The sequence below is a fragment of the Pirellulales bacterium genome (assembly GCA_036267355.1).
GTDB lineage: Bacteria > Planctomycetota > Planctomycetia > Pirellulales > DATAWG01 > DATAWG01.
The window spans coordinates 47,927-70,432 of record DATAWG010000053.1 but is presented as its reverse complement, the minus strand read 5'-3'; the positions used below and the strand labels follow the sequence as shown (position 1 = coordinate 70,432).

Sequence of the window (22,506 nt, the reverse complement as noted above, 5' to 3'; positions counted from 1 at the left end):
TGTGGAGTTGTGACTAACCCCATTCTCGCCGGAGGCCTGCGTTTGCGCCAGCCCGTCGCTAGCATGCGGCGACCGCCGTTTGCTAGCAGCCAGTGATGCATGTGGCATGAAACAGGTTACGTTTAACTTCGTGCCATTCGGACCTGTCCCGTTTTTGCTTCCGAGCCATTATTCACTATCTCACAAGTCCCAATCGCCGGGCCCGATTTTGTCCAATGGGCGACCGTTTCGATCAGCGCTTGACGATTGATCGGCTTTGTCGCGTAATCGTCGCAGCCGGCGGCATGGCACTTCTCGCAATCGCCGCCCATTGCATGGGCGGTTAGGGCCACGATCGGGCCGCGATAATGATGTGCCCTTAGCATCGCGGTCGCCTGATATCCGTCCATGACCGGCATTTGCATGTCCATGAGAATCACGTCGAAGGGGCGAGCTTCGCGGTCGGCGGCAAGCGCGGCAGCGACGGCCAGCTGCCCGTTCTCGACGGTTGTCGTGTCAGCTCCCGCTTTTCCCAACACAAACGCGATCAATCGCTGATTATCCGGGCCATCCTCGGCCAAAAGCACTCGACAACCTTTGAGCGATGGAGAGTCGGCCGTTAGGCGTGCTTCGCCCGACTCCTTCGTGCTGTGCGTAAGACAGCCCGTGGTGGCCACCATTCGAACGCCGGCCGGCGAATTCACCGGCATCGTGAAACGGAAGATCGTGCCCGCGCCGGGGTTTGTTTTAACGACGGCAACGTCTCCCGCCATCATGGCCGCCAACCGTTTGCTAATGACCAATCCGAGTCCGGTGCCGCCAAAATTCCGAGTCGTCGAACTGTCGGCCTGTGAAAACGCTTGAAATAGCCGATCGACCTGTTCGGGCGTCATGCCGATTCCCGAATCGATCACGTCGAATTCCAAGCGCGCGCAAGGCTTGCCGATGGACCGCGCGAGGATGCGCACGGAGCCGCGTTCTGTGAACTTCACAGCGTTACCCACCAGATTGACAAGGATTTGGCGCAGTCGCGTGGGGTCGGAGTGGATGAATTCCGGCATATCGCTTTCGTATTCGACGCGCAGCGATAATTGTTTGGCATTGGCGCGCACTCGCATGAGTGATTCGACATCGGCAAGCAACTGGATCGGCGAGCAATTGATCGACTCGACGACCATCTTGCCGGCCTCGATCTTGGACAAGTCTAAAATGTCGTTGATGATTTGGAGGAGATGATCCCCATTTCGGCGGATGGTCAGGATCGTGTCGATTCGATTCTTCGGCGCCTTCGAGCGATCGCCATCGTCCATCAGCAAGTCGGCGTAGCCGAGTATCGCCGTCATGGGAGTGCGGATCTCGTGGCTCATGTTGGCCAGGAAGGTGCTCTTGGCTTCATTGGCGTCTTCGGCTGCCCGCTGGGCGCGCTCCAATTCCGCGGTGCGGCTGGCGATCGACCACATTTCACGCACGCCGTTGCGGCAGGAAATGATCAGAAAGATATCCTCGAAAATCACCCAGCCGGAGTGCTCCAGCCATCGCCACGAATCGGGCGTCGAGATGCCAAATACGGTTTGCGGCCAATAGACCCCGCGCACGAAATGATCGACCGCCACGACAAGCGTCGCCGGGATCAGCACGCGCCAATCGCGATAAAACGCCAGGAATGCGAGCGACCCGAACACGTGGAAGTGGGTCTCGATTCGCCCGCCCGTGAGATGGATCAGCAGCGACGAAAACAGAATTTGCGCCAGCGCGATCATGTGACGCGTGAGCGTGAGGCCGGGATGTTTCCAAGCCAGCGCCACGGGCAAACTGGCAAGCCCGCCACCGAGAAAAATCGCCAGCCACACATGCGGATGCGTGTGACTCATCGTGCCATCCCACGATTTGGGCGACAGGACCAGCGCGATCAGAATCGCCGCCAACCATTCGAGCACAAGCAGCACGGCAAACATGCGGTCCGTTCGCCTGGCGTTTTCGCGCCAGTGCTGCTCGAACAACTGTCGCGCGCGCGAGGAGTCTTCGTTGGCGATCTCCAGCCGGTTCATGGTTCGTTCCGCGTGTCGGCGCCGAAAGACTGGTTTCGCAAAGCACAACCGAACACCGGCGACCGTCGGCAGTCGACACGTCGTCCGGCGATTAGCGCGATGAGCGTGGTCCGCCCAATGCTTTCCCCTTCATGTCCGCGCGACGCAGTCATGCCGCCCTGGAATAGAAGCCGGCCATCGGCGGAATACAGAAATGTTTCTCCCGAGGTCGCCGCACCGAAGCGTCGGGCTTCACGACAATCGGGATCGCACGACACGTCGCTGCCCGGAATGCCTTGCGCGGTCGAAAACAACTCGGTGCGCTCCCATCCGTCGGGCAAGCCGTGTGGCCGCACAAATACGATCCGGATGGCCACCCGATCTTGGCAATCAGATGCCAAAAGTCCTAGTTCCGACAGGCTTGCGCGGGAACAAGTGCATTGAGGATGCACGAACATGACGAGGGTTGGACGTGTTGTGTCGCGAGTCAAGCGGGTGTCCTGGGGCCATTCGTCGCTTGCATGCCCGAGTCGACCGGGAGTCCATTCGAACCTGAGCATAAGCGCAAGGCCGGCCGCCATGCACCCAAGCCACGCCAGACACAAAATGAGCCAATGCCGCCTCGGCATAGCTTCCCCCTCGTGCCGATGAAACAACGCCGCGGCCGCATACAGCGGCCGGCCGCAAAATCATACATGTGCCAACGTCGTCGAAAAGATAGGTCAGGCATTGATGTCTGGCAAACTAGCGGGCGGCCCCGAACGACACGGGCGCCGCTTGCCCAAACCCAGCAACAACATGCAGGCCCCAAGCTGTGGATTCGGGCGTGCCCATCGTACCGATCATGCCGGTCTTCGCGAATTACCGGCCGGGAGTGCACCGGCCGCGCACCGCCCGTCATTTTGCATTCGATCGGAACATTCGTCCCTAGGCGGCCGGCGTCGGCGAGGCTATTCGCAACCGTTCGCGCAGCCAGGCCGCGAGTGCTTCGGCGTTCGACTGGTTCTGCCATTCGGTGAGTTTCTCGCGGCGTTCAGAGCCGCTACGGCCGACACAAACGAGGATGGGGGCATAGCAGAAGTAAGTGCTTCCCTTCGCTCCTCGCTTCGCGATTTTGTCGATCTGGATCGCGCGTGCATCGCGCGTCGGAATAGCCACGGCTTCTGAGCGCCCCCAATTTGCCGGCAGTGTGATCTGCTGGCGGACTTCGTCGATAACCAGGTCTCCGTCGCCGCGGGCTTGCTTCATCCACGCCAGCAACGTAACAATCAGACCGGCGCTTGCAATCAGGGCCCATACGGCATACATCATTTCCAGCGGTGGATTAGCTCCCTTCAGGATCACAATCGGAAAGATGCCCACAAAGCAAAGCAGCGCCATGGTCGCCAGCCCGATGGCCAGAGGCGGCAATTGCGAAAACCGGATGCGGGTGGAATATCCGTCGTCGGTAATTTTCGCTCCGCCCGCGATCGCCGGCACGTATCGCCGATAGATGCCTTGAATTGCCCCGAACCAAATCCCCAGCATGATCAGGTTGAAGGGCGCCATGAACGTGATCAGGAAAAGATCAGCTCCTTCGATGCCGGGCTTCAGAATCGCATTGGACGGGTCGTCGGGAGCGTAAAACACATCGACGGTTCGCCCGACGGGATATGCTGCGACGGTTTGCCGCGCGGCATTGCCGTCGCTGTTTGCCCAAGTTCCGTAGCGATATTGGTGTCCCTGATACGTCTTGCCCGCAACCTGATAGGCAAACTTGAGGTTGGCGCTGTAGACCATGCGCCCCTTGCTGCCGCGATGCGATTTGACGCTGCTTTGCGTTACGCGGCCCGAGACCTTGGGATAGCGGGTTGCCTGGATTTGGCGCACCATGCTCGAAGCGATGAACCCGTCGAACGTCAAGGTGAGCGCGGACCAGAATAGCGCGAAAAAGAGAAGACAACCGATCGCCACGGCGCTGGTGCCGGGGCTTTTGATCGTTACGATCTTTTCAGGCATGCCCGTTTCCATTTGTTTGTCGTTGATGGACCGTCCGTGCACGTGCCTTGACGATTTGACGGCAGACCGAATACTTCAAGTCTAGCGGATAGTTGGCAACCAGGCGTGCGAATATCGGCTGCTTATAATGCGACACGCGATCGAACCGCAACTCCCCGCAAAGAACACCCTCGGGAACGCTTCCCGCCAAGTATGGCGCAAGAATTAAGATGACCAGCGCCATCGATGACACGATTGACGCACCGAGCCGTTATGTCGTCGGCATTGATCTCGGCACGACGAACTCGGCCGTCGCCTATGTCGACACGGCCGGCAGCGACGGGTTATCGGCCCATTCAACCGCTGCTCGCCGGGTGTGCACATTTACCGTGCCGCAGTTGGTCGCCCCCGGTGTCGTCGAGGCGAGGGAAACGCTCCCGTCGTTTCACTATCAGCGCGCGGCCGGCGAATTCTCGGCCGGCGCATTTCGGCTGCCGTGGATGAAGGACGACTCCGATCATACGGTCGGAGTGATTGCCCGCAATCAGGGCGCGATCGTTCCGGGGCGACTGATCGCGTCGGCGAAGTCGTGGCTTTGCCACTCGGGCGTCGACCGTCTGGCGGAGCTATTGCCGTGGCATGGGGCGGCCGATGTCGAGCGGCTTTCGCCGGTGGAGGTGAGTGCCCGGTATCTGGGACACCTCCGCGCGGCTTGGAATCATCGCTTTCCCGCCGATCCTTTGGAACAGCAGGATGTCGTGCTGACGTTGCCGGCTTCGTTCGATGAAGTGGCTCGGGAATTGACGGTGAAAGCTGCGGCCTGGGCCGGCTTGCCGCGCGTCGTGCTGATCGAAGAACCGCAGGCCGCCATCTATCAGTGGATCGACGCTCACGAACAGAACTGGCACACGCTGGTTCAACCAGGCCAGAAGATTCTGATCTGTGATGTGGGCGGCGGCACCTCCGATTTCACGCTCATTCGGGTTGGGCTAGACAGCCAGGGGAAGACACAGTTTCATCGCGTCGCGGTCGGCGAGCATTTGATTTTGGGGGGCGATAACCTCGATCTCGCCTTGGCGCATCATATCGAGCACAAGCTGATGGGAGACGGCAAGCTCGAGCCGCGGCGCTGGTCGGTACTTGTGCAAAGTTGCCGGCAGGTGAAGGAAACCCTGTTGGGCGAAAATCCGCCCGAAGAATTCGTGTTCAGCTTGCCGGGTTCGAGTTCGCGACTGATCGGCGGCTCGGTTCAAGTGCAGCTTTCGCGGCAAGAAGTGCAAGAATTGCTGGTCGATGGCTTCTTCCCACGGGTGTCGCTCGACGAAAAGCCGATGCCGCGGCGGTCGGGATTTCAAGAGTTCAGTTTGCCGTATGCGGCCGATGCCGCGATCACACGCTATTTGGCCGCGTTTCTCACCGCGCATCGCCATGTGGCGGAAAACGCCGAAGTTGCGCCGGCGCAAGATCATGATCCCACGCGGCCGGATGTCGTGCTGCTGAATGGCGGCGTGTTCGATGCGGCCGTCTTGCGGCAACGGCTGTTGGACGCGATCAGCGGCTGGTTTCCGGGTAACGACGGCAAATGGCGGCCGCAACTGCTGGAAAACGATCGCCGCGATTTAGCGGTTGCCCGCGGCGCCGCCTACTACGGACTCGTGCGCCGAGGGCTTGGCGTGCGGATTGCCGCGGGCTTGGCGCGCTCGTATTACATCGGCGCCGCCACGGCCGAGGGCGCCGCGTCGGCGGTGTGCCTCATGCCGGCGGGCGTCGAGGAGGGACAGGAGATCGATCTCACGCAGTGCCGATTCAACCTCCTGATTCGCGAGCCGGTCGAATTTCCGCTGTACGTTTCAAGCACGCAATTGACCGCCCGGGCCGGCGACGTGGTGCCGGTCGATCCGGAGCAGATGACATCGCTGCCGCCGATCCGCACGGTGCTACGGTCGGGCAAGAAAACCGCCGGTGCGGAAACGATCGCCGTCTACCTGCATGCCCGGCTCACCGAGATCGGCACGCTCGATCTGTGGTGTGGCGAAATCGACGGTTCCCGCACATGGAAATTGCAGTTCGACGTGCGCGTGGCCACACGAACCGATCTTGCCGGCCACGAAAGCGCCGGCGAGATGGCGGGGATTGTCGACCAGCGAACGCTCGACGCTTGCCGGCGATTGATCGAGGATGCATTTGGCCCGGCTGCGAGCCGCGAGCGCGACGCGCCCGATCAGTTGGTGAAGCGGCTCGCGGAAACGACCCTCATGCAGCGATCCGAATGGCCGCCGTCGCTGTTGCGGTATTTGTGGGAAGCGCTGCTGGAGGTGGAAGCAGGGCGGAAGCTTAGCCCGGCCCACGAGGCCCGCTGGTTGAGCCTGCTCGGCTTCGCGCTGCGCCCCGGCTACGGCATGGCGGTAGACGATTGGCGGGTCGCTCAAACGCGGCGGCTGTTGTCCGGACTGATGCACAACAATCCGACGTGCCGCGCCGAATGGTGGATCCTGTGGCGGCGCGTTGCGGGCGGGCTGCCCGCTGGGCAACAGCGTTCGCTGGCGCAACCGCTGGTGGCAGACGTGCGAGCACTGCACCGCGCGATTGCCAAGCGACGGGCGCCGGAATTCAAGCCCGGTTCCCACGAAGCGGCCGAGCTATGGCGGTTGTTGGGCTCGCTCGAGTTGCTCGGCGTTGGCGAAAAGGTGGAATTGGGCGGTCTGGTGGCCGAACTCGCGCCGCGGGAGAAGATCGCGGCGGTGATGAACGCGGCCGTTTGGTCGTTGGGACGCATTGGAGCGCGTGTGCCGCTTTACGGTCCGCTGAATACTGTCGTGCCGGCCGAAGTGGCCGAGCAATGGGCCGATCGAATGATGGCCATGCGGCAGGAAGTCGAAACGGCGCCGCTCGCGCTGATGCAACTGTGCCGCAAAACCGGCGACCGCTATCGCGACATCTCGGAAAATTTACGAGCCGAAGCGCTGGGGTGGCTTGCGGCGAGACAGTCTCCGCCTCACTTCCGGCAATTGGTCGCCGAAGGGGGCGAGTTGGAAGCGGCCGAGCAAGGAATGATCTTCGGCGAAAGCCTGCCGCAGGGACTGCGGTTGGCGTGAAAGTGTCGTCCGTCGGACAATGCTATGGTCGATTGCGGCGAGATTCAAGCAGTTTGATCGCGTCTTCGAGCGTCCGCGTGCGGAAGCCCTGCAGAGGATATTCCACGGTCGCGATCAGCGAAAGCACGATATTCGCTTCGTCCAGCCGCTCGGGGATATCGGTTCGACCGTCATTGTCCGCACGCTTTCGCAGACGACGAATCAATTCGTCGCGATATTGAGTGCAGGCGATCTGCGCCCCGCGCAGGTCTTGCTCGATGCTCTTCGAGCCCTCGCTCAGCGAAAGGCGCAGCTTCTCAAGCACTTCATCGACGAATTGATTCAATGCCGTGTCGGCGGCCGACGACGCGGAGGCTTCGGGCATAAATCGCCTAATGCATTGCCTGGTGTGTGTTCGGTTGGCAGAGATTGAAGTAGTCGGTCGGACGATCCGCCGAGCGGTTACCGGCGAAAAGGATCGCTGCTCGCAGAGCATAGCCTCCCGCCAGGGCGAGCACCGCAGCGGTGGTCGCCGATTTTGCGCTGATTCGGCCAGAACAAACGCTATGGGCATGCATCGCCAAGGGGATGGCAGCGCCAACGGCAGCCGCCGTGATAAAGGCATTCGGAAGCGGAAGTTCGGCGAGCGGAGCGTCGAGATGATTCTTGCGCCAATGCAACCGCAGCGCCGTCGAGAGCGATAGTTCTAGGGCGCTTGCCAGTAACGAGAATCCAGCGAGTCGGTGTTTCTCGTCGGGCGTCTGACCAAGCCGACGGCTCGTTAGTTCCACGGCGGCTGCGGCCGTTGAGGCGGCCGAGCTGCCGAACAGCGCTGGCAACAGCCGCGGAGCGGCGGCCCATAGCGGAGTGCTGGTCGCCGAAAGAAGCACGCCGGTGTAGAACGACATGACCGTGCCCGCCACCGCCGCGGGAATCCCGCACAGCCGGGCAATCCATCGGCCGAACCGCAAGTGGAACAAATCACTGAGAAGCTGTCCCACGGCGGTGAAACCGCTGAAAGTGCCGAATGCCGCCAACGTCCACGCCCCGATCGACATCGCCGAGGTCGGACGAAAAATTCGCAGCATATTCAGCCACCGCCGCGGCGTGTGCAGATCGGCGACGAGCAATGCGGGACTTAGCAGCGAACCGGCAAACCCAAGGTAGCGCCCGGCCCGAACGATCGATTTGTTCTTTTGATGGCCTCTCAGGTCGGCGATCGCAGCGATCAATTGTGAACAGCCCGCCAAACCGCCGACGAAAAAGTAGCTGACGATCAGCCAGCCATAATGACTTTTTTTGACGGCCGGCTGGCCATAGTAGGTTGTGCCGTCGTAGGGCAACGTCCCTCGCGGCCCCGACAGCGATCCGCTTTGAGTGGAAGTCGCCGAGGCCACTTCTGGCATGGAACCGTTCGACTCGTTCGAGGTCGGCGTGCGTGATGAAACGGTTGTTCTGGCTGCCATGGAATCGCTCGATGTGCGGCGGAGGTTGCGATCGGCCTTAACGCTGGCTATTCGAACGGCGGTCGTCGAATGCCGCCAATGCCGACAGGGCGACAGCGGCCATTGTCAATAGGCCGGCAATGAAGCCGGGCTTGATTCGCGTGCTGGGCAATGTCGGCGCGGCGGGAAGGTTGTAGGTTTCGGGTCGATCGAGCAAAAGCGAAATCGAGTTGAGCCGCTCGATCCCGCCGCTAGTTCCATGGCTTCCAGGAGTTCCATAGAGATACGCATTATTCACGCCGCGTTGGTGCAGGTGGGAAACGCGCCGTTCGGCCTTTTCACGCAACTGGCTCACGGGACCGAACTCGATCGAGTCGGTCGGACAAGATTTCGCGCAGGCCGGTTCGAGGCCCCCTTTCAGCCGGTCGTAGCACAGCGTGCACTTGTGAGCCCGGCCGTCGTCGAGATTTAACGCGACGACGCCGAACGGGCAAGAAGGAATGCAATAGCCACAGCCATTGCAAATATCCTGCTGCACGACCACGGTGCCAAACTCGGTATGAAAAAGCGCTCCCGTGGGGCAAGCTTGAACGCAGCCCGCGTTTGCACAATGCTTGCAAACGTCGCTGTGCATGAGCCACCGATTTTCGATCGCCGGCCGTTGCAATGCGCTGCGCTCGCCGTCCTGGTCGGACGCGCGGAGCAGGGCAAGATCGGGCAGGAAACCCGGGAGCGACGGTGGATCGAGTTGGAGGGGCCCAACCCTAGAAACATCAGGTTGAATCGACTGATCTACCGGCGCGATTTGCTCGATAAAATTCACATGTCGCCAGGTTGTGGCGGACAGAGACCCCGTGTTGTCGTAGCTGAAGCCGGTCATTTTGCGGTTGTCGGCCGGCAAGGCGTTCCATTCTTTGCACGCCACTTCGCATGCTTTGCAGCCGATACAAAGCGTCGAATCGGTGAAAAAACCGTATTCTTGCCCCGCCTCGATGGTCAGACCCACGGTAAGCTCAGCCTCGCGCGGAATCATCGCGGGGAGAATCGTCTGCGAATAATCGAGGGCTCGGGAGCTAACCGTGTCCATTCGAGCAAACTCCGTTGGTGCGGCCGCGATGAAGCTGGCATGTCAGGGCTTTGCCTTCATGGATCGTCGTGTTCGGATCGCCGACGATCGATGTAAGGGTGTTGGCCACTTGGCCGGTGGCGAAACCACGCCAGCCGTAGTTGTAGGGCATGCCGATCTGAAAAATTCGCTGGCCCGCGATTTCCAGCGGTTGCAATCTGCGGGTCACGAGGGCTCGAGTTTCCACCTTGCCTCGGGCAGTCGAGACGACGACCCAATCGAGGTTGTTGATCCCCAACCGTTCGGCCAATTCGACGGGTATCTCGGCAAAACCTTCCGGCTGCAGCTCGGCAGTGGAGCGGACGAATCGCGTCGGGCTGCCGCCGCAATGCAATTCGGTGAGACGATAGGTCGTGAGCACATACGGGAATCGTTCGTCGGCAATTTCGTGATATTCATTGTCCGGGCGGTTCCAACGTTTCGCGACTGGGTTGTATTGCTGCTTATACATCGGGTTGTGAACCGGCGATTCGACCGGCTCATAGTGGGTCGGCAAAGGGCCGTCTTTTAGTCCGGACGTGACAAACAGCGACGCATGGCCATCCGAAATGAGCGTAAACGGGGAGCGACCGTCATGGGCATCGGTTCCCTTCGGCTTCAGGAACCAATTTGGCTCGTAGTCGGGCGGTTTGTCTTCCGGGAAATCCGAAGGCTCCTTGCCGACCCATTTTTTCTGTTCGGCGTTCCACCAGATCAGTTTCTTGCGCTCGCTCCACGGCTTGCCTTGCGGATCGGCGGAGGCCCGATTATAGAGCGTGCGATAATTGCCCGGCCACGCGAAGGCCCAATTCAGATGGCTGCCGGGGCCGTCAGGGCCATCGGGCACACGCGATCGGGTGTGGTTGAAATCGTTTCGCGGGTAGGCGCCGCAATAGATCCAGCAGCCGCAGGCCGTGGAGCCGTCGTCCTTTAGTTCCTTGAAGCTCGGAATCTGCTGGCGGCCTGGCCAGGTATAGCCGTTGATTTCCTTCAGCACGTCTTCGGCCGAGGGCTCGGCGTGCGGCCCTTCGGTCGAATAATCGAGCGTCAGGTTTTGAATCGGCTTGTCGCGCTCGGCGGCGCTGTTCCGATAGAGTTGTTTCAACCGGTGGCCGAGGTGGAACATGAACCACAGGTCGCTCCGGCAATCGGCCCTCGATTCGACGACCTTGTCGTGCCATTGGATCAGTCGGTTGAGATTGGTGAATGTCCCTTCCTTTTCGCCAGGAAGCGACGCGGGGAGCAGGAAGATTTCGGTCGCGATGCTGCGCGGATCGAGTTCGCCACTATGCACTTCCGGTGAATCGAGCCAAAAGTCGGCCGTCTCGCTTTCGAACGTTTCACGAACGACCATCCATTCGAGATTCGCCAAGCCGCGGCGAATGAGCCGCGTGTTATGGCCGCCGACGGCCGGATTCTGGCCCATGACGAATAGCCCGCGAATCAACCCATCGGCGATCGCCAGCGTCATCGGCAATTCGGAATGGTCGCCCATGATTTTCGGCAGCCAGCTATAGCCGTAGTCGTTCTCCTTCGTGGCGTTCTCGCCGTACCAGGCGCGCAGCAGGCTGACGGCATATTTCGGCAGGTTGTGCCAAAAGCCCATCGTTAGCGTTTCGGTGGCGAGGTAGCTCTTCAAGTTATGGTGCGGCTTGGCAAAGTGGGGTTGGGCAATGTAGCCGGGCAGAAGGTTGTAGAGCGTGGGAATATCGGTGCTGCCTTGGATGCTCGCGTGGCCGCGGAGGGCGAGTACGCCGCCGCCCGGCCGGCCCGTGTTGCCAAGCAACGCCTGGATGATCGCTGCTGCGCGAATCATCTGCACGGCCACGGTGTGGTGGTTCACGCCGACGGCATAACACCATGCCGCCGTGCGCTCCCGGCCCGAATGGCGCACCAGCGCTTCCGCAACCTTCAAAAACGTCTGCTGGGGGCAACCCGTGATCCGCTCGACGGCCTCGGGCGTATATGCGGCATAGTGCCGGCGCATGATCTGGTATACGCAGTCGTGATGTTCGAGCGTGGGGTCCTGCGGGGGCGGATCGTCTTGCGTGCGGCTCAGCTTTTCCGAATACGACTCGCCCGAAATGGAATGATGTTCGGCGAGCGAACTCTTCACATCCGCGCCGCGATATTGCCAACTGTTTGGCGAGTAGCTCCGCTTTTCCGGGTCCCAGCCCGAAAAGACACCGTCGAGCTCACTCGTGTCTTTGAAGTCGGGACCGATGATGGTGGCGATGTTCGTGTAATTTAGCGCATATTCCTTGAACCACGCATCGTGCTCGAGGATGTAGTGGATCAGGCCGCCAGTGAAGGCGATGTCGCTGCCAGCGCGGATGGGGGCGTAGATGTCGGCCAGCGCCGAAGTGCGGGTAAAGCGCGGATCGACATGAATCACCGTCGCCCCTCGCTCTTTCGCTTGCATCACGAAGCGAAACGCGATGGGATGAGCTTCGGCCATGTTCGAGCCCATGATCATCACGCAATCCGAATTCGCCAAGTCCCACTCGGCCAGCGTCGACGCGCCGCGACCGTAAGTCGAGCCGAGGCTGGGAACCGAACCGCTGTGGCAGATGCGGGCCTGGTTTTCGATCCATACCAAGCCCAGTCCGCCGCCGAACACCTTCTTGATCAGGTAATTCTCTTCGTTGTCGAGCGTCGCCCCGCCGAGGGAGGCGATGGCCAGCGTGTGGTTCACTTCGCTGCCGTCGGCGAGCTTCTCCACGAAGGTTTCGTCGCGGGTTCGTTTGACGAGATGCGCGATTCGATCCATTGCCCAATCCAAGCTCCGTTCTTCCCATCGGGTCGAGAACGGCGCACGATACTTGACCTTCGTCAGCCGGTCGGGGTTCAGAAGCCAGCCGAGCGTGCCGGCCCCCTTCGGACAAAGCGTTCCTTGATTGATCGGGCTGCGCGGATCGCCTTCGATGTGGATCACATCGTTTCCCTTGGCGTAAATCAATTGACCGCAGCCAACCGCGCAATATGGGCAAATGCTCGTGCCGACATGGTCTGCTTCTTCAAGCCGCGGGCGGAGCCGCTCGGAGGCGGCCGACTTTGCCGCCTCGCGGAGCGGATCTTCGCCAGCGATTTGCCGTACAACAGGCCACTGGCGAAGCGAATCGAACAAACCGCCAAGTATGGGTGGGCTTTTCATTGTCTCGCGGATAAGAGATGAGGCGATCGGGCAGAGTCGGCCGAAGGCGCATCGGCGTCCGGCGGCACAGGCCGCACCGATCGCGCGAGGCCGTTCTCGTAGTCAGGCTCGCCATCGTATAAGACATGTACTCGACGATGCGATGCGCAAAGCCGTTGCAAATCGTCGTCGTCCACGTCGGCGTTATGCTTCAGCGTGAGCAACAACCCTCGCCCGTCGTCGGCTGCCAGTCGAAAGCGATCTTCCTGCACGATCGTGATATAACCCGAAATCGTTTTCATGCAAGCGAACGGGAGAGCAAATCAGGTGCCATTGACGTCCCCGCGAGTGAAGCGACGAGGATTAGCCGATCGTCCGGGCCGGCACCGGCCGCGCTGCCGGAAACTGGCGGGCGCCGACCCATTCTGGCGTTGCATGCACCGGGATCCACATGCCGCGGAACAACCTTTGCGCGCCTGCCGAACCTGATACGAGGGATTGATGTTCAACCACGGCGCCGCTCCCTATATCACCACCGCCCTCTTCGCGCTGACGTACATCGGCTTGGCGATCGGCAAAGTGCCCGGGCTGCGGCTGGATCGAGCGGGGATCGCGCTGGTGGGCGCGATCTTGATGCTGATTACCGGCATGCTTTCGCTTTCTCAGGCGGTGGCCACCGATTCGATCGACTACAAAACGCTGGCGCTGCTGTTTGGCATGATGATCGTCATCGGGTCCTTGCGGCTTTCTGGCTTTTTTCAGCGGCTCGCGGCGACCGCGCTGGGGCACATCAGCACGCCAATGGGGCTGTTGGCCGCGACGGTGCTGCTCACGGGCGTCCTGTCGGCGTTTTTGATTAACGACATCGTTTGCCTCACGCTGACGCCGCTGGTGCTGCATCTCGCGCGGCGGCTGCGATTCGACCCAGTGCCGCATCTGGTGGCACTGGCCACCGCGGCGAATATCGGCTCGACCGGCACGATCACGGGGAATCCGCAAAACATTTTCATCGGTTCGCACTCTGGAATTTCGTATCTGCGCTTCACGGAGCGATTGCTGCCGGTCGCCTTGATCGGTTTGGTGTTGGATTTTCTCGTGATCGCGGTGGTCTATCGGCGGAGCTTGCGGGCGGGGATGCGGCCGGCGGTCCAAGGCCCGCCGGAGAACGGTGCGGTCGCCGGCAAGGGCCCGGCGGCGGAACTCCTTGCCGACGACGAACTCGACCCGGATTCGCCCACCGACCAGCGCGAGCGCCGCTGGCTGCAACGGAAGAGCGTCGTGGTAACGCTGGCGGCGGTCGTGCTCTTCTTTACCGGTTTGCCGCTGGAGATGGTCGCGCTCGGGGCCGCGGCCGTGATGCTCTTCGGCCGGATCGAACCGGAACAGGTATACCGGAAGATCGATTGGGGATTGCTGGTCATGTTCACCGGGTTGTTTATCGTCGTTCATGCCTTTCAGGTGCATGTCGTGGCAAGTTGGGGGATCGACGGCTGGAGTTGGCTGCTCCGCCGGCCGGTGGATTTGTTGAGTCTTGTGTCGGCCGGATTGTCGAATCTGGTGAGCAACGTGCCCGCGGTGCTTCTGATGCAGCCGATGATGAAGGCCGTTCCGGAAGCCGGCCGGGAGACGGCGTGGCTGGCCCTGGCGATGTCGAGCACATTTGCCGGCAATCTGACAGTGCTCGGTTCGGTGGCGAATCTGATCGTCGTCGAAAGCGCTCGACGCGAGGGGCTACACATCTCTTTCTGGGAATATTGCAAAGTCGGGCTGCCGACCACAGTGCTCACCCTGGCGCTGGGCATTGCGTGGCTCGAGTTCGTCCGCTACTGAAATGAGCCCCTGAATTCGCCCCCGCGCGAGCAGGCGTCCACTCGCCCGGGTCGCAAGATGCATGCCGCTGAGAATCCGAAAGCCCGTTGCTTGCCATTTCCCACGTCCGGGCACTACAATTAGTGCGTTCTCACTGGGCGACGGCGACGAGGCGCTGGTGGTTTCATGGATGCAATCTTGTGGATCTCGGCCGTAGGCCTATTGGCCTGCGCGTTTGTGGCAATTGCGGTATGGCGGCCGTTGCGGGCAGCGCACCGCGAGCGGCAGTTGGCGCGGGCGCGGCGCGAGTTTCATCGCCAGCGAGAATATCTCGAAGCCCGATTCATTCAACGGGCCGCGGCATGCGGAAAGCCGCGCGGGCTGCGTTGGGCCGATTGCAATTTCGAAGATGACGTGACCTACGCCCGTGATCGTCGCAGCGGCCAGCTTTCGGCGTTTGTCGCCGTGACGATCGGCTTCGAAGCGATCGAGGGGGGCGGTATGGAAGACAACGAGAATGTTGCCAACCTGCGCGCCGCCACGGCCGTGTTCAACTACGACCGCCGCCGCTGGTGGACCGAAGGCCGTTCGATCCAGAATCTCAATCCGACCGAGGCCGTGCAGTTTTATCAGGCGAACCTGGAACTTGTCGCCCAGGAATCGGCGCCGGAGCGGTAGCGAGATTTCAGTTCGGTAGCTGGCGAATGCGCGAAACCGCAAGCGCGCTGGCAAGCCGAGCGGCAATCGAAGCGCGCTTGCGGTTTCGCGCCTCGAAGATTTTTCGGCGTACCCGCCAGCCGCTTACGAATTATTGGCCGGATTTGGTGCGCTGCTAAGCTGCGCCAAGACTTGAATCACGCCATTCAAGTGGGCCAGCCGCGGGCCGAAACGATCGACGAATTCATTCAACAGAAATTCGCCGTCGAGCAATTCTTCGGCATTCTCATTGACCTCGGCCGTCAGCGATTCGAGAAACTGCGTCTGCACTTTGCTCAACGCATCGGCCGCCAGCCGGCAACTCCGCGCCAGCCGGGGATTGGCTTGCTTCCATTGACCCAGTTCGGTGTTCCGCTGCCGCTGCGCCGCGCTGAGCTGCGAAACCAGCTCCTCGAGCAACTCATTCTGCCGGTCTTGCGAGGCCACAAGATCGCGCAACAGCCGCGTCTGCTCATCAGCGGCGCACAGGGCCGCCATTGCGGGTTGCGATGCCGGACTGATGTCAACTTGCGTGAACAAAGGCGAGGCATGAGAGTCGTGCGCCATTTTCGCCGATCTCGCTTTCTGTCTGGATGCATCCATTCGTAGAAACGACCGCCGATTCCCTAGTGTAATCGAAGCCTGCAGGGAATGCTATTACTTCGCAAGCGGTTCTTCGGGCATCGGGAATGTCAAACCTTAACGACGATAGCAAGGCCGAATTGTCGGTCGGGCTTTTCCAAACCGCCCCGCCGCGATCGTCTTTGCCACGGCGTCGGCCTGCCTCTAAAGTCGCTTTGCCGCCGCGCCCGATGGCTGTTTTGTGAGTCGCAGCGCACAGCCATGCCAGCCGACACGCCCCACCCCTTCAAAGCGGTCGGACGGCGATTAGACCGGCGAGCGGCCCGAGCGATCCACACCCTCAGAATCCGCGCAATCGCATTCTTCGCACGAGTGTCCGTTCCACAGCAATTCTTGAAATCGCACCCCAGAGGAACCCGTGGATGGCAACCGGCCAGCGGAAATCGCCTACTGCCGTCGGATTTTTGACCGTGCTGGATCACAGCCAACATGGATTAATGGGAGGCTACCTCGTTCTGAACACTACCGGACGCCCGCTTGAATTTCATTGCACCGCGCCCCTAAAACCGAACCGTGCTCAGCAAATTCTTTACGGGCCGACGCTGGAACCGTATCTCTACGGCGAACAGATCGGGCATGCGCTGGTGAGCAAATCCTCGCTGGCGCCGCTGGTGATTTTTACCGATCGGCCGCCAGCCTTAGCGGTGCGCACGATGGTCGACGTTCCGTTGGCGCTTGTGTTGCTCCCGAATAATTCGCCGGCCGAACAGAATCAGCCGGACGATCGGCACAATTCCGATTTAAGCTCACCACGATCGGCGGACACGAACGCCGCGGATTATCGCATCGACGCGGCGCACGAGCCGTCGATGGCTGCCGGTGGCGCGCCGTTCCCACTGTTTATGTTTGGCCGAAACCGCTTGTCGGTTTCGCCGGATCGCGATTCCGATCGAGCGATGATCCAGGAGCGGCTGGCCGAGCTTAGCGAATCGTTCGACCTTGCGGAGCCATTCGACCGCATCCGGGAAGCCATCGAAGAAGCCCAACGCGTCGGCCGGTAGAAAAGCGTGAGCGAGGAGTGTGCCACTGGCAAGCACGGTCGCCGGCGTGTGTGCCACTGGCAAGCATCGTCTGCCAGTGTGTGTGCCACTGGCAAGCACCGTCTGCCAGTGTGTGTGCGAGTTAAGCCCGGCACCCAAATTCGTGCAGCCGGCCGGATCAAACGTGCGAATCAACATCAACTAGCCCCGCCACTGGCCGACTGCGCTGGCCAGTGGCACACGATTGCTACTGGCACACGGAGGGAACTGGAAATGCCGGATCGCGACCAAGCCGCCGGAGCAGCCATCGAACGGAGTTGGCAGTCCTCGGGAAATGTCGAAGTAGTTTCTGTTGCGCTTCCGGCAACAACGCTGGCAATTGCCTCGCGATCTCTTACCGAGCTGATTTCGGGCTTATCGCCCGAGTCGATCGGGATGTGCGTCGCGGCGGGGCAAGTGGAACTTATGTCGGTTCCAATTGCGCGCACGTTTGCGAAAGTCGCCAGTTTTCGGTTCGATAGAGCAGTCGAGAAGGAATCCGAGGCCACACCAGGAAACATTGCCGTCGATGGGCTGATCGCCAAATCGGAATCGGACGAAATTAAAGCGGCGACGGCAATCGCGCAAACGGCGCCATCGCCCGCAACCGATGCGAAAAAAACCGTCACCCGCATCAAGCCCCCGCGCGACGTGGTCAAGCTAGAGGATCGGCTGTTTTATGTGTTGCAGCCACCGCTGGAAACGCAGCTCGCGGGCAGTTCGCTCGAGTTTCCGTTTGTGCCGTTCCCCTATCAATTCGAGGGTGTGGCATTCCTCTACCCGCGAATCGCGGCCGTCTTGGCCGACGAAATGGGGCTCGGCAAGACGATGCAGGCCATCACTGCAATCCGCCTGCTGCTGCATTCGCGGCAGATCGAGCGCGTGCTGCTCGTGTGCCCCAAGCCGCTGGTGACCAACTGGCAGCGCGAATTTGCGCTGTGGGCGCCGGAAGTGCCGCTGACGGCCATCGAAGGCGACCAGGCCAAGCGACAATGGCAATGGCAGTTGCCCGATGTGCCGGTGAAGATTGCCAACTACGAACTTTTGAACCGCGATCGGCGGATGATTGCCGATCCGGCAATGCGTTTCGACTTGGTAGTGCTCGACGAATCGCAGCGGATCAAAAATCGAAATGGGGCCACAAGCCAGGTGGTGCGGTCGATTTCACGCACCCGAAGTTGGGCCCTGACCGGCACGCCGGTCGAAAACAGCCCTGAAGATTTAGTCGGGATTTTCGAATTCGTCGCCCCGGGACATCTTTCTTCCGATATGAAACCGCGAAGCATGGGCCGGGCGGCAAGCGATTTCGTTTTGCGGCGCACGAAAGACAAAGTGCTTGCCGATCTGCCGCCGAAGCTTTTTCGCGACGCCGATTTGGAACTGACCCCCGAGCAACGCTACTCCTACCAGTTAGCGGAAGACGAGGGCGTGCTGCGGCTCGCGGAAATGGGGCGCTCGGCGACGATCCAGCATGTGTTCGAACTGATCGTGCGGCTCAAGCAAATCTGCAATTTCGACCCGGCCACCTCCGAAAGCGCCAAACTAGAACGCCTCGATGCCGACTTGGAAGAAATCGCCACCAGCGGCAAGAAAGCGATTGTATTCAGCCAGTGGGTGGGAACGCTTTCGGCGCTCAGCCGGCAGTTGCGGCGATTCGGAACGCTCGAATACCACGGCCAGATCCCGTCCAAAAAGCGCGATGCCATCATCAACCAATTCCGCGACGACCCGCGACGGCGAGTGCTGTTGATGAGCTACGGCGCCGGCGGCGTCGGGCTGAACTTGCAGTTCGCCGAATATGTGTTTCTCTTCGATCGCTGGTGGAACCCGGCCGTCGAAGACCAGGCGATCAACCGTGCCCACCGCATCGGGGCGGCCGGGCCCGTTACCGTGTCGCGATTCCTCATGCTCGACACGATCGAGCAGCGAATCCACGAGATCCTGGAAGAGAAGCGCGCCCTGTTCGACACGATTTTTTCCGACGCGATGCCGCAAGCGCATCTCGGTCTCACGCAGCAAGAAATCTTCGGCCTGTTCAAACTGCGTTCGCCCCACGGCCCCATCCGCATGGCCGCGTGAATCAGGGGTCAGAGAGATCAGAAAGAACGCAACCCAAGCCCAGGGAAGGCCCACCCCGCGTCGTCCACTGCAACCCGCCCTCCAGGCCTTCCCTGGGCTTCGCCCCCCCGTTGCCACTTTCCGCGCCCCCTCCAGGCCTTCCCTGGGCTTCGCCCCCCATTGCCCCTTTCCGCGCCGCCGCCCCCCGGTTAGACCTCGAGCGGCGATCGCCCCAAATAGAGTTGCAAGATCTGGCTCTGCACTTTGATGGCCCGGATCAGCACCCAGATCTGCTCGGCCGTGAATGTTTTGATGTCGGTTTGGGCCAGTTGCTCGAGTTCCTCGGTCATCGCGGCGTGTTGATCGGTCGCAGCTTGCAGCCGGAGGCCCATCTCTTGCCAGGCGTTGGACAGTCGGCTGTCGTCTTGCAAGGTGTCGAGATTGTCGATCGAATTCGTCAACAGCAGGCAAAGCCGCGCCACATCGCGAGCCGGCGCCGTGGGTTGATATCGCTCGATCGCCTCGGCCAGATCATGACAATTCATCGAGCGACCTCATGGTGTTTGACGAACGCTGGAAAATCCGCCCGAAGCCGCGCCGCGCCAACGAACACACCCGGCCGCAATGGCATGCGCCAACGGCGGTTTGCTCGAAAAAATCGCGATGGAAAACCGATCGAGATACGACGCCGTGGCCGCGAACGCAGCCGTCGAAGGGCGGCAATCCCCTGTGAGCCCTGCAACGTCGATCGCTGCACCGGCCGTATTGGAAACATAGCCCAAAACGACGGACTTGGCGAGAAAATTTTCCGCTAGCGGAAGGTTCGAAGTTTCTCAAGGATTTAGGGACTTGAGGGCAGTGCGATCAGACGGAATCGTTTCGACGCTTCCAAGGCTCGAACGCAAGACAGAATGCAAGGCCCGCTTGCTCCGCCGCCGCGCTAACGCTTCGGGCTAGTGTTCGTAATTGTGATTGTCGCGCCGCGGCGGAGGCGGTCGCGAACGGCCTGCCATTCTTCCCCCGGCGGGGGCAGGTCGACGAGGATTCGCTCGACCCCCGCGGCGTCGAGTTCGTGCAAAGCGGCGTAAAGCCGCGCCGCATAAGCGACGGGATCGCGTGGCATTTTCACGACAACCGCTCCCCCCGGCACGTCGCGCGTGTCGCTATTCAGCGTTAGCCAGCCGGTCCGGCGTCCCTCCCGAGTCAAGTCTTCCAGCCGCGACCGGTTTGGCGACGGATGGCATTCCATCGGTGCGCGCGGCGCGTAATGCCGTGGCTGGGTGCCGGGAGACGGCAACGCCGCCGCCGAATCGGCGATCGCGAATTCCGGGCAATTGATCGGGCCGATCACGCGTTCGATTTCGCTCGGCCATACCAATCCTGGCCGAAGCAATCGCGGCGGATCGGTCGACAGGTCGAGCACAGTCGATTCCAATCCGCCGCTGGCCGCTCCGCCGTCGAGCAAAACATCGACAAGATTATCGGTCGCCGCACACAAACCGCGGATGACATGCTCGCCCGTGGTCGGAGAAACCTGATTGCTCCGATTCGCACTTGGGGCCGCGATCGGTCGATTTGCCGCCTCCAGCAATGCTCTCGCAACCGGATGCGCGGGAATTCGCAAAGCCACGGTCGCGGCCCCGGCCGTAACGATCGCCGGCACGATTGCTGCTCGCGGCACCACCAGCGTCAGCGGCCCGGGCCAAAATTCGGCGGCCAGTCGTTCGGCGGTTTCCGGCCAGTGCGCGGCAAGCTGCCGGGCCCGATCGATTCGGTCCACATGCACGATCAGCGGATTGTTCGCGGGCCTGCCCTTGGCCGTGAAAATGCGTGCAACCGCCGCCGGGTCCAACGCATTCGCTCCCAATCCGTAAACGGTCTCGGTCGGGAACGCGACCAGTCCGCCGCGTCGCACCACCTCGGCCGCGTGGCGTAGCGCAGCGACCGACGCAGCATCGGCGATGCTCGACGGTTCAAGGCGGTAAATGCTCGTTGATGACGCCATCGACATGCTTGGCTGCGTCGCTGGGAAGTGTGGCATTGGGGACTGGGGAGCGATTGCCAAGCCGGTTACAATCGCCGTTTCGTCAGTCCGTTTTCAAACACCCGAAATCTGAAGTTGCAACAGGGCCAAGACCATGGAAAACACGGTGCCGCTGGTACTGATTATGATGGGAAGCAAATCGGATTGGGAGGTCATGCGCCATTCGGCCGAGACACTTCGGCAATTCGACGTGCCCTGCGAATGCCGGGTTGCCTCGGCACATCGCACGCCGAAGCTCGTGGCCGATTTGGTCGCGGGGGCAGAAGAACGCGGGGCCGAGGTGATGATTGCAGCGGCGGGAGGGGCGGCACATCTGGCCGGCGTCGTGGCGGCGCATACGGTCTTGCCGGTGCTCGGCGTGCCGATGGAAAGCGCCTCGCTAAAGGGCTTGGATTCACTTCTTTCCACGGTGCAAATGCCGGGCGGAATTCCAGTCGGCACGCTCGCCATCGGCAAGCCAGGGGCCGTCAATGCGGCGCTACTGGCCGTTGCGATTCTCGGCAACTCGCGCCCCGAGCTGCGTGACAAACTGCGCCAATTCCGCGCCCAGCAAGCGGCGAAAATCGAAGCAGAGCGGCTCGAATAGAACCATCTCGATGCAATGTCCTGCCGCGGGGCGTCTCCCGCTGCCGCTTCGCCCCTAGTGTTTTGGGACACTAGCTGCCCCGAAGCGTTAGCGAGAACCGCGAGGCCGCATTCCGAAGCGATTTGTCCACAGCGCTGGACCGGGCGTCAACCGGTGGCGGCGGCCGGTCTTCGCACCTGCAGCCTGCAGCCTGCTACCAGCCTATTTTCCTACCCGGAACGAATCCAGAAACGCGTCGGTGTCGGCAGCGTTCACTTTGTCTTTCGGGCCGCTCACTTCGATCATGTAGAGCCGGTTGCCTGCGAGCGCCATGCGCACGCGGCGAATCGTTTTGCCGTCGATGTCGATATCCACCTCGCGGCCCGGCACTCCGCCGACGATCAGCGGCTTTCGGTCGCCCGTGTGCTTGCCCTCTTGCAGCGTGAGATACGTTTCTTCTTCGGCATCTAGCTGTTGCTCGGCCTGATCCGTGTCGGAGGTGCCGGGCGGAAGTTGCAGTTCCTGGTAGCTCACGCTATACGTCATGCCGTCGGAGCTTGAAGTCCACATCTTGCCGTTCGTGCCGAGCGGCGTTTCCGTAGGCGTGCCTGGCATGGCGACGGTGAATTTGCCGTTGTCGGGATTAAAGCCCGACCATCCCGGCGCGCTCGGCCCGGATTCGGCCTTCTTCCAACAGCCGAGCATCAGCATCAACCCCAACATTCCGCTGATCAGCAAAGCACGTTTCATCGTCGCGTACTCCCCACGAAGGGACCAAATATTCGGGAAACGCGGGGATGCCGACACTCGGCTCCACGCGGAAAACGGCGCTAAAAACACGGCTGCCACGAGCGCATTATAGGACAAATCTACATCATCATCTTGCGGGGATGAGGGTTTTTCATTGGGGGTTGCCGAAGCGAATTGCGATGG

The 22,506-nt window shown here is 61.2% G+C and carries 17 protein-coding genes; 6 read left to right on the top strand and 11 right to left on the bottom strand.

What is annotated here, in order from left to right; all coding sequences use genetic code 11:
* Positions 1–122: 122 nt before the first annotated feature.
* On the bottom strand, positions 123–2,027 hold the full coding sequence (locus tag VHX65_08725; protein ID HEX3998618.1) for an ATP-binding protein: 1,905 nt from the start codon (positions 2,025–2,027) through the stop codon (positions 123–125).
* 906 nt (positions 2,028–2,933) lie between these two features.
* Positions 2,934–4,004 carry a DUF3592 domain-containing protein gene (locus VHX65_08720; GenBank protein ID HEX3998617.1) on the bottom strand — a complete coding sequence of 357 codons (1,071 nt, stop codon included), beginning with the start codon at positions 4,002–4,004 and terminating at the stop codon, positions 2,934–2,936.
* Between the two features lie 209 nt (positions 4,005–4,213).
* On the opposite strand from VHX65_08720, the gene VHX65_08715 reads away from it, so the two are divergent.
* Positions 4,214–7,078 (top strand): Hsp70 family protein, encoded by a 2,865-nt coding sequence (locus tag VHX65_08715; GenBank protein HEX3998616.1) that lies wholly within the window; start codon positions 4,214–4,216, stop codon positions 7,076–7,078.
* Between the two features lie 22 nt (positions 7,079–7,100).
* On the opposite strand, the gene VHX65_08710 is transcribed toward VHX65_08715, so the two are convergent.
* The 5 genes from VHX65_08710 to VHX65_08690 all read right to left on the bottom strand — a co-directional run bounded on the left by VHX65_08710 (position 7,101) and on the right by VHX65_08690 (position 13,042).
* Entirely contained in the window at positions 7,101–7,442 is a 342-nt protein-coding gene (locus tag VHX65_08710; GenBank protein HEX3998615.1) for a hypothetical protein, read from the bottom strand.
* A 7-nt stretch (positions 7,443–7,449) separates the two neighbouring features.
* Complete coding sequence (gene nrfD, locus VHX65_08705; GenBank protein HEX3998614.1) at positions 7,450–8,463, bottom strand: NrfD/PsrC family molybdoenzyme membrane anchor subunit; 1,014 nt, start codon at positions 8,461–8,463, stop codon at positions 7,450–7,452.
* Between the two features lie 97 nt (positions 8,464–8,560).
* Positions 8,561–9,589, bottom strand: a complete 1,029-nt coding sequence (locus VHX65_08700) for a 4Fe-4S dicluster domain-containing protein (GenBank protein HEX3998613.1) — start codon at positions 9,587–9,589, stop codon at positions 8,561–8,563.
* On the bottom strand, positions 9,576–12,761 hold the full coding sequence (gene fdh, locus VHX65_08695) for a formate dehydrogenase (protein HEX3998612.1): 3,186 nt from the start codon (positions 12,759–12,761) through the stop codon (positions 9,576–9,578). The genes VHX65_08700 and fdh overlap by 14 nt, the downstream gene beginning before the upstream one ends.
* Complete coding sequence (locus tag VHX65_08690; GenBank protein ID HEX3998611.1) at positions 12,758–13,042, bottom strand: hypothetical protein; 285 nt, start codon at positions 13,040–13,042, stop codon at positions 12,758–12,760. The genes fdh and VHX65_08690 overlap by 4 nt, the downstream gene beginning before the upstream one ends.
* Before the next feature lie 199 nt (positions 13,043–13,241).
* Between VHX65_08690 and VHX65_08685 the strand changes: the two genes are divergently transcribed.
* Both VHX65_08685 and VHX65_08680 read left to right on the top strand, forming a co-directional pair.
* Entirely contained in the window at positions 13,242–14,570 is a 1,329-nt protein-coding gene (locus tag VHX65_08685; protein HEX3998610.1) for an anion transporter, read from the top strand.
* A gap of 165 nt (positions 14,571–14,735) precedes the next feature.
* A complete protein-coding gene (locus VHX65_08680) occupies positions 14,736–15,227 on the top strand; it encodes a hypothetical protein (protein HEX3998609.1) in 492 nt (163 codons plus the stop codon).
* Positions 15,228–15,350: 123 nt separating this feature from the next.
* Here the strand turns inward: VHX65_08680 and VHX65_08675 are convergent, their stop codons facing one another.
* On the bottom strand, positions 15,351–15,785 hold the full coding sequence (locus tag VHX65_08675; GenBank protein HEX3998608.1) for a hypothetical protein: 435 nt from the start codon (positions 15,783–15,785) through the stop codon (positions 15,351–15,353).
* 464 nt (positions 15,786–16,249) lie between these two features.
* On the opposite strand from VHX65_08675, the gene VHX65_08670 reads away from it, so the two are divergent.
* Positions 16,250–16,888 carry a hypothetical protein gene (locus VHX65_08670; protein HEX3998607.1) on the top strand — a complete coding sequence of 213 codons (639 nt, stop codon included), beginning with the start codon at positions 16,250–16,252 and terminating at the stop codon, positions 16,886–16,888.
* Positions 16,889–17,140: 252 nt separating this feature from the next.
* Positions 17,141–18,985 carry a DEAD/DEAH box helicase gene (locus VHX65_08665; GenBank protein HEX3998606.1) on the top strand — a complete coding sequence of 615 codons (1,845 nt, stop codon included), beginning with the start codon at positions 17,141–17,143 and terminating at the stop codon, positions 18,983–18,985.
* 188 nt (positions 18,986–19,173) lie between these two features.
* On the opposite strand, the gene VHX65_08660 is transcribed toward VHX65_08665, so the two are convergent.
* Together VHX65_08660 and VHX65_08655 are read right to left on the bottom strand one after the other, a co-directional pair.
* Positions 19,174–19,509 carry a hypothetical protein gene (locus VHX65_08660; GenBank protein ID HEX3998605.1) on the bottom strand — a complete coding sequence of 112 codons (336 nt, stop codon included), beginning with the start codon at positions 19,507–19,509 and terminating at the stop codon, positions 19,174–19,176.
* A 395-nt stretch (positions 19,510–19,904) separates the two neighbouring features.
* A complete protein-coding gene (locus VHX65_08655) occupies positions 19,905–20,969 on the bottom strand; it encodes an L-threonylcarbamoyladenylate synthase (GenBank protein HEX3998604.1) in 1,065 nt (354 codons plus the stop codon).
* 133 nt (positions 20,970–21,102) lie between these two features.
* On the opposite strand from VHX65_08655, the gene purE reads away from it, so the two are divergent.
* Positions 21,103–21,594: a 5-(carboxyamino)imidazole ribonucleotide mutase gene (gene purE / locus VHX65_08650; GenBank protein HEX3998603.1), complete on the top strand. Its 492-nt coding sequence runs from the start codon at positions 21,103–21,105 to the stop codon at positions 21,592–21,594.
* 201 nt (positions 21,595–21,795) lie between these two features.
* Here purE and VHX65_08645 read toward each other — a convergent pair whose 3' ends face one another.
* Positions 21,796–22,323 carry a hypothetical protein gene (locus tag VHX65_08645; GenBank protein ID HEX3998602.1) on the bottom strand — a complete coding sequence of 176 codons (528 nt, stop codon included), beginning with the start codon at positions 22,321–22,323 and terminating at the stop codon, positions 21,796–21,798.
* Positions 22,324–22,506: the final 183 nt, after the last annotated feature.